The following is a 12,950-nucleotide window of genomic DNA, read 5'->3' on the forward strand; positions in this document are numbered from 1 at the left end:
AAATCAAATTTTTCTTTCATAAGCGTAGTTTCGTAGATTAGTATATGGAAGCTTAGCCAAAAGGATTGGATGGAAACACAGAGCAAGTGTTTTTTTCGTTTGGTGGCAAAGGTGAATCATGCTCATATACTGGCAGTGGAAAGGATGATAATAGTGTCAAAACAAATTCCTACACGTATATATCGCAGGAGGAAGGAAGGCCCATACTCTGGCGGTACCATCTGGGGAGGTGCTTTATCTCCTGGCAGAGGATTCCCTACTTCATTTCTGACTTCTGCTGTAACTCCGATTGAAATAGTGGAAGAAGCACAGCCAGTATCACTGACAGAGATTGGGCCGATTCCTTCAGTAGAGGATACGCCTATACCTATAGTGGATATGGCGCCAACTCCAACTCCAGTAGCTGAGCTTCCTGTAACAGAGGTAAATGATATTGTTGAACCAGCGGTAGTAGCAGGACCTGCGGAGGAAGCTCAGGTACCGACCCCGCCGAAGCTTATTCCTGCCTCACCTGTTCCATTTCAGCCAGATCACATACATGGTTTCCAAACAGAATTGAATGCTGATGGGACTAGAACGATCTTAATCAAAAACAGTCGTATAACCATACCGGATTCAGACATACTTGCTGTCATCCCTGATAGATAGGAGCTTCCTGCTGAGGCAGGAGGCTTTTTCTTATACCAGGCACATGCTTTTGTATGAACCATATACTGATAGAGCTTATAAGCGGGTGTTTTTAACGTAATGGAGGTAAAAGGATGAAAATTTTACTGGCAACATATTGGTCCATTCCGCATCTTGGAGGAGTCTGGAAATATTTATCTCAGTTGAAAAGCCGATTGGAAGAGTTAGGGCATACCGTTGATATTATGGGGTACGGAGGGGAGAACACATATGTTCAGCTTTCCGGTGGTAAGACAGTACCTCGGGATCGCTGGTCTCCTTATGTGTACAGCATTCTTAAGAAAGAGAAATTTCCAAAGGTCTATCACAACCATCTGGTGGAATATACCGAAGTTCAGCGATACACGTTTGAACTTGCAGCGGCAGAATTTGGTCTGAGCGAATATGACATCATCCACACACACGACGTCATTTCTACCGTAGCGATCGATCGGGTGCGACCGGAGGGGGTGCCGCTTGTAGCTACCTTGCATGGTTTGGTATCCCATGAAATCAGGCATCAGCTGCAGACAATTCATAAATCTCCTACATCTGAACTGGCACGGCCCTATTTTGACGAGATTGAAAGATTGGGAGCTTCCAGTGCTGACGTAACAATAACGGCAAATGATTGGCTGCAGGAAATAATGATCGAGGAATTCGGAGTACCTAAAGAACAATTTGAAAAGCTTCATTATGGCTTCACTGTTGAGCAATTCCTAGAAGAGCAAGCTAAACCTACTTCCATTCAGTCTCCTCCTGATAAGAAAGTAATTGTTTATGCAGGAAGATTGATAGAACTAAAAGGTTTGGACTATTTGATTGATTCGCTGGCTTCATTGAAGGACCGAGAAGATTGGGTTTGCTGGATCATTGGAGAAGGAGATTGGAAGCAGCATCTCGAAGCGCGTGTGAATGAGCTTGGTATGCAGAAACAAGTACTGTTCCTTGGTAAGAGGGAGGATGTCCCAGTTCTATTGAAGCTTGCGGATATTTGTGTACTCCCTAGCCTAATGGATAACCAACCGTTGAGTGTGATTGAGGCACAAATCAGCGGGAAAGCAGTTATCGTCACAGATGCAGGAGGACTTCCTGAAATGGTGAATCACGGAGTGACTGGCTTGATAGTGCCAAAAGCTGATACAGCTGCGCTGCTGAGCGCAATCCAGACACTGCTGGATGATGATGCGTATCGCCAGATCCTTGGAGAGCAGGCACGTGAATGGGGAGTGGACCACTGGTCGATGAAAGCTGGTGTTGATCGTCTTCTGGAAATCTATAAGCGGTTTGTGGCAAGCGGCGATTAGGGAGGACGAAGATGAAAGCAATCGTGACTGGAGGAGCGGGGTTCATTGGTTCCCATCTTGTTGAAGCACTGTTGAATGAAGGAATCGATGTTGTTATCTTGGATGATCTTTCTGCAGGTGATGAGGTGAACATACCACAGGATGTGAAGCTATATCAGTTCGATGTCAAAAGTGCAGATGCGTACCGAGCAGTTATCGAGGAACAGCCGGATGTCATGTTTCATCTTGCTGCCCAAGCAGATGTAACGAAAAGCATTCTTACTCCTGTTCATGATGCAGATGTCAATATCGGCGGCACGCTCAATATGCTGGAAGCGAGCCGGACTGTAGGGGTGAAAAAATTCATTTTTGCTTCCACGTCTGCTGTTTACGGTAATATCCAAAAGCACTTAATTAAGGAAGAAGACATCCCGAATCCGATTTCTTTCTACGGTATTTCAAAATTGTCAGCAGAGAAATATATTCAGCTATTCCATCGGTTCTATCAGTTGCCCTATGTAATCCTGCGCTACGGAAATGTGTATGGATCTGGACAAAAGCCGAAGGGAGAAGGTGGTGTTGTAGCTGTCTTTTCCGAGAAGCTGAAACGGAAGGAACCGATTACGGTTAACGGAGATGGTTCTCAATCCCGGGACTTTATATTTGTAAGAGATATCGTAACTGCCAATCTTGCAGCCATGCGTCAGCAGCAAAATGGAATTTTTCATGCCAGTACTGGTAAAAGTACCAGCATTCTGGACTTGGTGGAATGTTTTAGACAGTTGTATCCTTCTTTGGATGTTCAATTCAAATCAGAAAGGGCGGGAGACATTTCTCATAGCTGCCTTAGCAACGAAAAAGCCATGAAACAACTAAGTTGGAAGCCTGATACAAATGTGGTGGAAGGCATAAAAAGGACCTGGCATCAGATTTAATTCTCCATGGATTGGACAGTTTGCTCTTCCGTAATATACGGGAGGCGAATTATATAAGGTAGGGGAGATTACGTAAGGAGTGATGCCAGTTGGGAAATGAGCTGATAAAAGGCGGCTACGATGCGGTGTTCAGTTTGGGCGACTTATGTGTTGGGGCAATACAGTTGCAAAAGAATAATCTTCGTCCATTTTCTGGTCCTCTAGACTGGATGGGAACACCATTGTTGCCTAAAGTAACACAGTTATTCGAAAAACGGTTTGCCGACTTCATGCTTCAAGAGAACCTGCGGATTGTCGGTAAGGCCACAGAGCAAATGCTGCTTGTGTCGGATGACAGGAATTATGTTATGTCCAACCACGATTTTGATACGACGCATAACAGCTTAACGCATTTGCCAATGTACCCGCAGGTTAAAGAGAAGCTGGATCGTCGAGTCAACCGACTTTTGGAGAAGTTGATCACGGCCCAGCGTATTTTGTTTGTCAGGACAAATGCCACTTTGGAGGAAACGGCAGAGCTTGAGCGAGTACTCCGCACGATTATTGCCAATGATTTTCGAATCTTGGTTGTGAACCATAGTCCTGTCTCAGGTATTGTCGAGAAGCACTGGCCAATCAATAATGTCTACAGTGTGGAGCTGCCGAACATTGAAATTTGGGAAGGGAACAATGCGCTCTGGGCGCAGCTGTTTCAGGATGTCCATCTTATCTGATAGGAGGCGCGTATGAGTAAGCGGATCTTAATTACAGGCGCAAGTGGATTTACAGGGCGACATGCAGTACAGCATTTTCTAGACAAAGGCAATACCGTTGACGCAGTTATTCGGAATACGAAGCTGGACATGAACCAAGAGGCATTGCATACCCATTCCCTTGACCTGAGTGATAAGGCTGCTGTTCATAAATTGATGGGGGACACGAAACCGGACTATGTCCTCCATCTTGCAGGGGAGAACAGTGTGCCTGCATCTTGGGAAACGCCGTTCAAAAGCTGGCAGGCAAATGTGGATTCAACGCTTCATCTCGTTGAAGCTGTACGGGCCCTTGGACTATCGGCGCGTGTGGTTATTGCCGGAAGTGTGTTGCAGGATGAACTAAGCAGTGCAGCATCGCCGACTCATCCATACAGTCTTACGAAAACGATGCAGACTACTGTTGGGCTGGCGTGGCATAATCTTTTTCAAGTCGATGTGATGATCGCCAAGCCTTCCAATATTATTGGACCTGGAGTTTCGAACGGTGTTTGTACATTATTTGCGAAACAGTTAAGAAAGCTGCAAGAATCCGGGAAAAAAGATTTTCAGATTGGTAATGCAGCGGTGACACGAGACTTTATCGATGTCAGAGATTTGGTCACAGCTTACGAGACACTATTTCTCGAAGGAACAGCTGGAGAAACGTATGAAATTACTTCTGGACGCTGGGTTTCCTTAGGTGAAATACTGTCACTGCTCCGCCAAGTGAGCAGCTTTGACTTTACCATTCAGTCTGAAACAGAAGAAGCAATGGAAACGAAGCTGCCAATGAAGTCGGAAAAAATAAGGGCACTCACATGGGAGCCAAACCGCTCTTTGGAAACTTCTTTGGCGGATGTATGGGAATATACGGCACAGCAATAGAATGTTCACAGATTCTTTACATGAAAATCGCCTCGTATGAGTTGTATGTAAAGTGCGCATGCCCTATAGTGAACCCATAGGAGGTGTTTATATGGGCATTTTTGATTCCTTCAAAGAGCTTATCGGCAACAAGATAAGTGACATAGCACCAGAAGAGCTTGTAAATAAAGCGGGTGAGCTGCTGAACGGTGAGCAAATTACCGAGCAAGCACAGCAAGCTGTCGACCAAGTGACAGAAGCAGCAGGCGCTGATAATTTAGCAGATCAGGCTGCTGAACTGACAGAACAAGGGACAGCATTAGGTCAGGAAGCGGTTGATCAAGGTACAGAAGCTGCACAAGGCTTAACAGACCAGGCGAATGATGTCGTCGGAAATCTGACTGAGAAAGCACAGGGTTTCCTCTCGAATTTTACAGATAAACTGAAATAAAAAAAAGACCCTTCCGATTTTCGGGAGGGTCTTATTTATTTTCCTTGGCTACTACAGCTTCCATAGGAATATCGCCGCCGAATAAATCTAGCGCGCTGCCGATGGTATAGCACATCTGATCATTTGTCAGCTGACGGAAAAGGTCGATATCGTCGAGAGAACGGATCCCTCCAGCGTAAGTTGCTTTGATTGGCATATGTTCAGCTAAATGTGATACAAGCTCCTCTTGAATACCATTCCGCTTTCCTTCTACATCAACTGCATGGATGAGAAACTCATCGCAAAATGCCGCTAGCATCTCTAAATTAACCGCATTGACTTCAAAGCTGCTTCGCTTCGTCCAGCGATCCGTTGCAACAAACCATTTCCCTTCATGGTATGTGCAGCTTAGATCAATGACGAGCCGTTCTTTGCCGACAGCTTTATTAATTTTACGCAGCCGATCTTCATCAAGCATGCCGTCATGGAAAATATAAGAAGTGACGATAACATGGCTAGCTCCGGCTTCAAGAAAGTCTGCTGCATTCTCCGGTCGAATGCCTCCGCCAATCTGCAAACCTTCAGGATAAGCTTTTAAGGCTTCCATTGCAGCCAACTCATTACCAGGACCGAGCATGATGACATGCCCTCCGGTAATTTGTTTTTCCTTGAAAAGATCAGCATAGTAGGCTGAATCATGAGCGGATACGAAATTTTCAACAACATGATCACTTTCAGCTGTAATTGACGAGCCGACGATTTGTTTCACTTGTCCATTATGTAAATCAATGCATGGCCGGAACAACAAAGGAATCCCTTCTTTCTGTCTATTGCTCCAAGTATAAAGCAAACAGACTGCCTAAGAAAAGGGCAGCCTGTCAAATTCACGCGCGGTGTCTGCCGCGCAAAGTCCAGATCTGATAGATCATAATGCAGGACATGAATATGGTCAATCCAGTGAGTCCGATCCAGCCGGCCATCAAGTATGGATTCGTCGCTTGCTGGACAGCCTCGCTTGTCAGGTAATCCCGGAAATAGTAGCAAGCGAAAACGGCAATGCTAATGAACAACAGCAAGGCAAGGACACCTTGCAGAAGTTTGCTTCTCGTTTTACCTGCCTCTGCTTGATACTGATTAGCCCAGCCATCTTTTTTATCGTTTGACAGTTTTTCAGCCCAGACTTGTGCAAAGGTCATCAAATTGACCCATAAGTAAAGCTCCGGGCTTATCAGCAGGAAGGCAAGGATAATGTCTATGGGTCGATGCATCGGTGTCTTCAATGCCAGGATTGTGTTGAGAACCGAAGCAAGTGCGATTGGTATCAACCATACCCATGACCACAGGAATTGATCTGTTGCAATGGCAGCTCCCAAGAGAAGAACAAAGAGTACGCGCACAAGCAAATCCATCATCGTCTTTAGCTGCGAACGCCATAAATAACCAGTATGCCTCGTTTTCAACATCAAATCGCGATCAGTTAGCAAATTTACAGTGCCGGAACTCCATTTTACCCGCTGATTTCGGAATGTATGATAAGAGCGCATGGCATCAACAAAGCAGCGAGCATTCGGACTGATGAGTGTTTTCCATCCGTTTTTCTGAAGCTGCCAAGTGAGCAGCATATCCTCAACATCTGTGTCATTCTGCCAAGGTCCATCCAGCTTGTTGCTCTGCATTACCTCATACAAAGCTTCTGGTCGGAAAAGGGTAGCCTGGCCGCCAAGCACATACGTGCTTCCGCCGCGGTATTGTAGACTGAGAAGCCAGCTTGCCATATCCTGCTTTTGCTGATGTGTCCACCATCTGGACATAGCACCGCCATACTCGCCGCTAGCAAGCTTTTCCTCGTAATAAGGATCATCCTTGGATAGCAGGCTTTTCTTTTTCGGCATTCGCATTGTATATTTCGCCATCACACCGCCTATATTCCGGGAACTCATCATTCCATCCCATAAGTGCTGCAAGGCACGCGGTGCTAATCGGCTGTCAGCGTCCATTCCGAGGATGCCCTTGACAGAACGCTGATAGGCAATTTGGTAATCAGTCCGTTCCATTTCGTAAATGTCCATGTTGTCTCCATAGATAGCTTTCCAAACGGCGTTAAGCGCTCCGACTTTTCTCTGTTTATTGTTTTCTGTTACGATTATTTCAATAGATAATCCGAGTTCTTCACCGGTTTCTTTAGCTACTTCTTCAGTCCGGTCGGTGCAATTGTCTGCTACTACAAAAACGTCAAGCTCAACTCCGCTTGGCAGCACCTGCTCTTTCAAGCCTGTCAGGCAGTCGTGAATCGATTTTTCTTCATTATGGGCGGGTATGAACGCTACGATCCGCGGACGCATATACGTACGCTTGATACGTGGCAATGCACGTGTTTCCATGCTGCCAGGAATTGTCATCATCTTACTTTCTTCCTCCTTTTTCTATAACGAGCAGTCTTACAGGAAGTTAACACGTGTTGTGGCATTCTTTAAAAAATAGTATTGCTATTGCTTCTAAACTGGTTCATAAGTCACATGATAGCATAGTAAAACCTCGTTGGAATGATGATTCGTTAGTCAAATAAAGGGAATATTCGCATGAGAAGCTCAACTTCTAGCGAATGGTGTGGAATTTGTTTACAGTTCTTATTCTCTATTATAGAAGGAGTAGATAGGTAAATGGACATAAACATAGCGGCTATTGAACAGTACATGTTAGAAGAAAAACGAATAGATACACTTGTATTTGGAATGGGATGTTTCTGGAGTCCAGAGGCAAATTTTGGGCAGTTGCCAGGTGTACTCCGTACAAGAGTCGGCTTTGCAGGCGGAACGAAATCGGATCCGACTTATCGGCAGATGGGAGATCACACTGAAACGGTTGAAGTTACCTTTGATCCGGATGCAATTTCACTTGAAGAGCTGCTGCGCAAATTTTGGAATGATCATAATCCGAACCGGCCAGCGTATAAAGAAAGGCAGTATATCAGCCTTCTGCTGTATCGGAATGCAGAACAGAAAACAATAATGGAAGCTGTAAAACAGCAGCTGGAAGTTGAACGAGAAGATCCGATTTATACAGAAATAGCTCCCATGCATGATTTTACCGAAGCAGAACCACATCATCAGAAGTACTACTTGAAACGTTTTAAAAGGGCGACGGAGCAGCTTATGGTGAACTTTCCAGACGAAGCAACATTCCATGCCTCTACAATCACATCGCGTTTAAATGGATTTGTCAGGGAATACGGTACATTGGCATCGATCAAGGAGGAAATAGCGCAATGGAATATTTCTGAAGATGAGGTTATTGAACTTCAGAAACTGCTGGATGAGTTGAAATGGTAGAGACTACGGCTCATTTTCAGCTAGCGCGTTTTTCGAACCAAGTCGATATCGAGCAACTAGAATCAGCTTCCGTAGACGAATTGCACAAGCTGCTTGAACATGCGCATAGTGTCATGGGTAAAAGCTCCTCTGTCCATACTCGAGTAACTGTATGTACAGAAGATAAAAATTATGATACCCTTCACGCACTTTTGACTGATTATGGATATGATTTATTTGCAAGGAAATACCTGTATCGCAAACAGCTGGCAGAGGAGCAGCGGCTTCCATTTAATTATCGTTGGGAAGCTATCGGAATGGGTGAAACGAATGAAAAAAGATTTCTGGAGATTTGGAAGTCTTGTATGGAACAGTCCGCTAATCGCGCCTCTACACGTTCTATAGAGAATCAGCTGGATGATGTTAAGGGCCTTCTTGGCGAGAAATGGCAAACTAGCTGTCGAATCATCTTTCAGGGCAATATCCCAATTGCCATGACGATACCGCATCTGGAGCCGGGAAGAGATGGAGAAGGTCGTATTTATTATATCGGCACCGTGTCTGCAGCTCGCGGGAAGGGTTTAGGACAGATCGTCCATGCGGCCAGTCTTATGATGCTGAAAGAGATGGGCGCTGTCATATATGAAGGCAGCACCCATGCAGATAATTTGCCGATGCAGCGCGTATTTGAGAAGAATGGCTGTAAAGTTATCAGGAAAATTGCAACTTACTATAAAGGTTTATAGCACCGAAGCACGTCCACTTTCGATATACTAGTAAAGAGATACATAGCAATAAAAAAATAAAGGGGGATGAAGTATGTATAAGCTTGTAGCAATAGATATGGATGGAACGTTATTGAATGATCAGCATGAAGTGACAATGGAAGTGCATGAGACACTCCAGGAAGCGAAAAAGCTCGGGGTTAAAATTGTTCTGTGTACAGGCAGACCAATTCATGGTGTTTACCGTTATTTAGAAGAATTGATTCTGAATGAGGACGGAGATTTTGTCATTGCCTTTAACGGAGCACTTGTTCAGAATGCTCATACAAATGAAGTAGTATCGCAATTATCTTTATCTTACGATGACTTCATCGACTTACATCAGCTTAGTTTGAAACTTGATACGCCGATGCATTACTTTGACTCTAAATTCTTATATACATCGAACCGAAATATCAGCAACTATACAGTTCTGGAGTCCTTTATGACGAAGATGCCGCTGCATTATCGCGCTGTCGATGAAATTCCCCGGGATGTGCTTGTTCCGAAGGTAATGTTTATTGATGAGCCGGAGCGGTTGAGCGAGACAATAGCCAATGTGCCGGATGAATGGAAGGGTCGTTTCACGATGGTGCAAAGCGCACCATACTTCTATGAAATACTTCATCCGGAAGCTAGCAAAGGCAGCGCAGTGAAACAGCTGGCCGAGCAGCTTGGAATCAAGCAGGAAGAGGTTATGGCAATTGGAGACAATGGAAATGACTTATCCATGATCCAATACGCCGGCTGCGGAGTGGCGATGGATAATGCCATTCCGGCTATAAAGGAAGCTGCTGATTTTATTACGACTTCCAATAATGCGCATGGCGTTGCAGAAGCAATTCGAAAGAAGATTTTGCAGGTGGGACAAGCATGATTCGTCTCGAAAATGAAGCGCTGATAGTGGATATTGCAGAATTGGGTGCTGAAGTTAGAAATGTGCTGCATAAAGATACGCAGCTTTCCTATATGTGGAGCGGCGATGCTGCCTATTGGGGCCGCGTTTCTCCTGTTCTGTTCCCGATTGTCGGGCGGTTGAAGGGTGGGCAGTATACAGCGGAAGGTAAGACATACGAGCTTTCCCAGCATGGTTTCCTGCGGGATGCTGTTTTTCAAGTGTCAGACGCACAAGCCACTGCTGTTACATTTGCTAAAGAATCGAACGGAGAATACCGAGATGTGTATCCTTACGAGTTTCGAGTGGAAATTCGTTACCGGCTGGAAGCGGATCAGCTGCATGTGGACTGGAAAGTGAACAGTTTGGAAGAGGAAGATACGATGTACTTTTCTATAGGTGCTCATCCAGCTTTTCGCGTCCCGCTTCAATCAGGTGAACATGCCGCTGATTATAAGCTTCACTTGAAGCCAGTACAAGACAAACAAATCACAACTTATGAATTGGCTGATGGATTAATCCAAGAGAAAGAACAGCCGGCTGTATTGCCGGCCGTGCCGATTCAGGCAGCACTTTTCGAGAATGATGCCCTTGTTTACGATCATATCAAAGAAGTGCGTCTCCAATCCAGTGCAGGAAATGGTGTGGCTGTCTCACTGTCAGGCTTTCCGTATGTCGGAATATGGTCCAAATATGATGCCGTATCAGGTACGATGGCTCCTTTCGTATGTATCGAGCCGTGGTTTGGAATTGCTGATACAACGGATTCAAAAGGAGTTTTATCACAAAAGGCAGGGATACAGAAGCTTGCTCCGGACGCAGAGTTCAACAGTTCTTATCGAATGACTTTCTTCTAATTTAAAGATCGCTCCCTTCAGGTAGCGGTCTTTTCTAAACGAGTGAAAATGAGTGAATTAACGTAAACTAGCTAATATTATTTGAAAGTAGGTTTGGCACACAGCATGAGTTTCTTTACAGCATTGTTCGTATTATTATTAGCGGTCCTCCTTTCGACTGCAGTCAGTAAAATATTGCCTCTGCCGCTTGCACTAATCCAGATTATCCTTGGTTTGGCCGCATCTATACTTCCCCTACATTTATCACTTGAATTCGAGCCTGAATTATTCATGATTTGTGTAATTGCTCCGCTCCTATTCAGTGAGGGTCAAAAAGCATCTCGAAAAGAGTTATGGCAGCTGAGGACGCCAATTATACTGCTAGCTTTTGGACTTGTTTTTCTTACAGTCGGACTAGGAGGCTATTTGATCCACTGGCTTATTCCATCCATGCCTCTGGCCGTTGCATTCGCATTGGCTGCAACGATATCACCAACGGATAATGTGGCAGTAAAATCAATTACGCGTGGATTGAAGCTGCCATCAAATGTAATGCCGATATTAGAAGGAGAATCCTTGCTAAATGATGCAGCTGGAATCGTATCTTTCAAAGTGGCGCTTGCTGCTGCGCTGACTGGTGTCTTTTCGTTCGGGGGAGCATCAGTAGAATTTTTGTTCGTCTCAATCGGTGGCTTGGTCATCGGTGTAGTAGCTGGATATGTGATCGTCACCATCCGGCTGCAGCTGATGAAATATGGCTTTCAGGATGATTCCATGCTCATTGTCCTGCAGGTGATGACGCCATTCTTCCTATATGTACTAGCAGAAGAGGTGCATGTTTCCGGGATTCTGGCCGTGGTAGCCGCTAGTATCATTCATGGTATTGAACGTGATCGTCTGCAGCAGACGACAACCAAGCTGCAAATCCTATCCAATAATACGTGGACAATTGTAGAGTATGTATTGAATGGTCTTGTTTTCGTCCTATTAGGGTTTCTATTACCTGAAGTGTATCAGGGAATTCAGGATACGGACGAAATCGGTATGGGTAGGTTGTTTGGAGTTATTATCATCGTCTTTATCGCTTTGTTCGTTATCCGTTTCCTATGGGTGTACAGCTTGTACAAACCTTTTACAACACTTCCAAAAAGCAGAATGGAGCGTTTTATGTCCAGGAACTATCCGAACAAAGTAATTGCAGAGGATACGGAAACCGTCGGGCGCGCTTATTATGCGCTCATTATGGCTACGAGCGGAATTCATGGAACAATTACACTGGCAACTGCTTTGTCCATTCCTTTTTATTTAGATAATGGCTCATTGTTCCCAATGCGAAATACGGTATTATTCGTCGCAACAGGAGTGATACTGCTCAGCCTGATTTTTGCGGCTGTTGGTTTGCCGATCATGATTCCGAAGCCGACAAAAAGAGATGACGGGCTGCTTCCCTTTAAAGAGGTGTATCGCCTTATCCTTAAGCAGACGATTAATCAGCTCCAGGCAGACGCTGTCCGGGAAACACAGCTGGCTGTAAACGTGGTAGTGCGTGATTTGGAGGAGCAGCTTGTCGACCTGGAAAAAGGTATATTGCAGGATCCGAACAAGCAGACAATTGAATCCTTGATTAAAGTCGGCAGGGAAGCAGAACATAGACGCATTAAAGATATGGGAGCAGGAAATGTCGTTTCTGAGGAAGCTTATCAATTATACCAGGTACTTAGCACCCAGCCAGAGCAATACCTTGTCAATACTACCTTCAGCAGGTTTAAACGAGCATTCCAGATTGCGAGGACCCGGCGCAAGTTCCGTAAGCAATGGAAAGAAAACTGGAAGCTGCATGCAGAACAGATCCTAAGCAAAAATCCGGAGGTTGGCAATGAGCTGAAACAGTTGCGAGCTGCTGGCGCTCAAGCAGCTATTGATGCGATAAGGGAGCAGACTAATTCTTCAAACCGTCATGAATCCTTGATTGTGACACAGTTATACAATAAGAAACTAGCCGGACGCTATCGTTCCTTTGAAAGCAATGAAGCATTTCAAGAGCAGCTTCATAAGTTTCGGATGCGTGCAATCCGGATGGAAAGAGATGCAATTCATGAATATATACAAGAAGAACGTATATCTGTGGCGACAGCAGCTAAACTAAGAGAAGCTGTCACTTATGATGAAATGGTCGTTTTAAGCGTAGATTCATCCCATTAATCTGCAGCCTTGTCTTTCATATGACAAGGC

13 protein-coding genes are annotated in these 12,950 nt (G+C 44.9%); 11 read left to right on the top strand and 2 right to left on the bottom strand.

Translation table 11 applies throughout. The features are described 5' to 3' along the window. Nucleotides 1–153: 153 nt before the first annotated feature. The 6 genes from CHH58_RS08670 to CHH58_RS08695 all read left to right on the top strand — a co-directional run bounded on the left by CHH58_RS08670 (nucleotide 154) and on the right by CHH58_RS08695 (nucleotide 4,936). Nucleotides 154–648, top strand: a complete 495-nt coding sequence (locus CHH58_RS08670; RefSeq protein ID WP_095232160.1) for a hypothetical protein — start codon at nucleotides 154–156, stop codon at nucleotides 646–648. A gap of 113 nt (nucleotides 649–761) precedes the next feature. Then, nucleotides 762–1,973 carry a glycosyltransferase family 4 protein gene (locus CHH58_RS08675; RefSeq protein WP_095262382.1) on the top strand — a complete coding sequence of 404 codons (1,212 nt, stop codon included), beginning with the start codon at nucleotides 762–764 and terminating at the stop codon, nucleotides 1,971–1,973. An 11-nt stretch (nucleotides 1,974–1,984) separates the two neighbouring features. Then, complete coding sequence (locus tag CHH58_RS08680) at nucleotides 1,985–2,887, top strand: NAD-dependent epimerase/dehydratase family protein (RefSeq protein ID WP_095232162.1); 903 nt, start codon at nucleotides 1,985–1,987, stop codon at nucleotides 2,885–2,887. Nucleotides 2,888–2,976: 89 nt separating this feature from the next. After that, nucleotides 2,977–3,600, top strand: a complete 624-nt coding sequence (locus tag CHH58_RS08685) for a DUF1796 family putative cysteine peptidase (protein WP_095227630.1) — start codon at nucleotides 2,977–2,979, stop codon at nucleotides 3,598–3,600. Between the two features lie 12 nt (nucleotides 3,601–3,612). Next, entirely contained in the window at nucleotides 3,613–4,506 is an 894-nt protein-coding gene (locus tag CHH58_RS08690; protein WP_095232164.1) for an NAD-dependent epimerase/dehydratase family protein, read from the top strand. Between the two features lie 91 nt (nucleotides 4,507–4,597). Then, entirely contained in the window at nucleotides 4,598–4,936 is a 339-nt protein-coding gene (locus tag CHH58_RS08695; RefSeq protein ID WP_095227634.1) for a hypothetical protein, read from the top strand. Nucleotides 4,937–4,967: 31 nt separating this feature from the next. On the opposite strand, the gene hisA is transcribed toward CHH58_RS08695, so the two are convergent. Both hisA and CHH58_RS08705 read right to left on the bottom strand, forming a co-directional pair. Continuing rightward, nucleotides 4,968–5,723 carry a phosphoribosylformimino-5-aminoimidazole carboxamide ribotide isomerase gene (hisA, locus tag CHH58_RS08700; RefSeq protein WP_095227636.1) on the bottom strand — a complete coding sequence of 252 codons (756 nt, stop codon included), beginning with the start codon at nucleotides 5,721–5,723 and terminating at the stop codon, nucleotides 4,968–4,970. A gap of 76 nt (nucleotides 5,724–5,799) precedes the next feature. After that, entirely contained in the window at nucleotides 5,800–7,317 is a 1,518-nt protein-coding gene (locus CHH58_RS08705; protein WP_249275080.1) for a glycosyltransferase family 2 protein, read from the bottom strand. A gap of 258 nt (nucleotides 7,318–7,575) precedes the next feature. Here CHH58_RS08705 and msrA point away from each other — a divergent pair, with 258 nt between their 5' ends. From msrA to CHH58_RS08730, 5 genes are all read left to right on the top strand, one after another. After that, nucleotides 7,576–8,244: a peptide-methionine (S)-S-oxide reductase MsrA gene (gene msrA / locus CHH58_RS08710; RefSeq protein ID WP_249275081.1), complete on the top strand. Its 669-nt coding sequence runs from the start codon at nucleotides 7,576–7,578 to the stop codon at nucleotides 8,242–8,244. Then, nucleotides 8,238–8,969, top strand: coding sequence for a GNAT family N-acetyltransferase (locus CHH58_RS08715; RefSeq protein ID WP_095227638.1), 732 nt, complete (start codon nucleotides 8,238–8,240; stop codon nucleotides 8,967–8,969). The genes msrA and CHH58_RS08715 overlap by 7 nt, the downstream gene beginning before the upstream one ends. 73 nt (nucleotides 8,970–9,042) lie before the next feature. Beyond that, the gene (gene yidA, locus CHH58_RS08720; RefSeq protein ID WP_095227640.1) at nucleotides 9,043–9,864 is read left to right on the top strand and encodes a sugar-phosphatase; all 822 of its coding nucleotides are present in this window, start codon (nucleotides 9,043–9,045) and stop codon (nucleotides 9,862–9,864) included. Then, a complete protein-coding gene (locus tag CHH58_RS08725; protein WP_095262383.1) occupies nucleotides 9,861–10,739 on the top strand; it encodes an aldose 1-epimerase family protein in 879 nt (292 codons plus the stop codon). The genes yidA and CHH58_RS08725 overlap by 4 nt, the downstream gene beginning before the upstream one ends. 105 nt (nucleotides 10,740–10,844) lie before the next feature. Beyond that, nucleotides 10,845–12,920 (top strand): Na+/H+ antiporter, encoded by a 2,076-nt coding sequence (locus tag CHH58_RS08730; RefSeq protein ID WP_095232166.1) that lies wholly within the window; start codon nucleotides 10,845–10,847, stop codon nucleotides 12,918–12,920. The last annotated feature ends 30 nt before the right edge of the window (nucleotides 12,921–12,950 follow it).

It is taken from the genome of Terribacillus saccharophilus, assembly GCF_002272745.1.
GTDB classification, from domain to species: Bacteria; Bacillota; Bacilli; order Bacillales; family Amphibacillaceae; genus Terribacillus; species Terribacillus saccharophilus_B.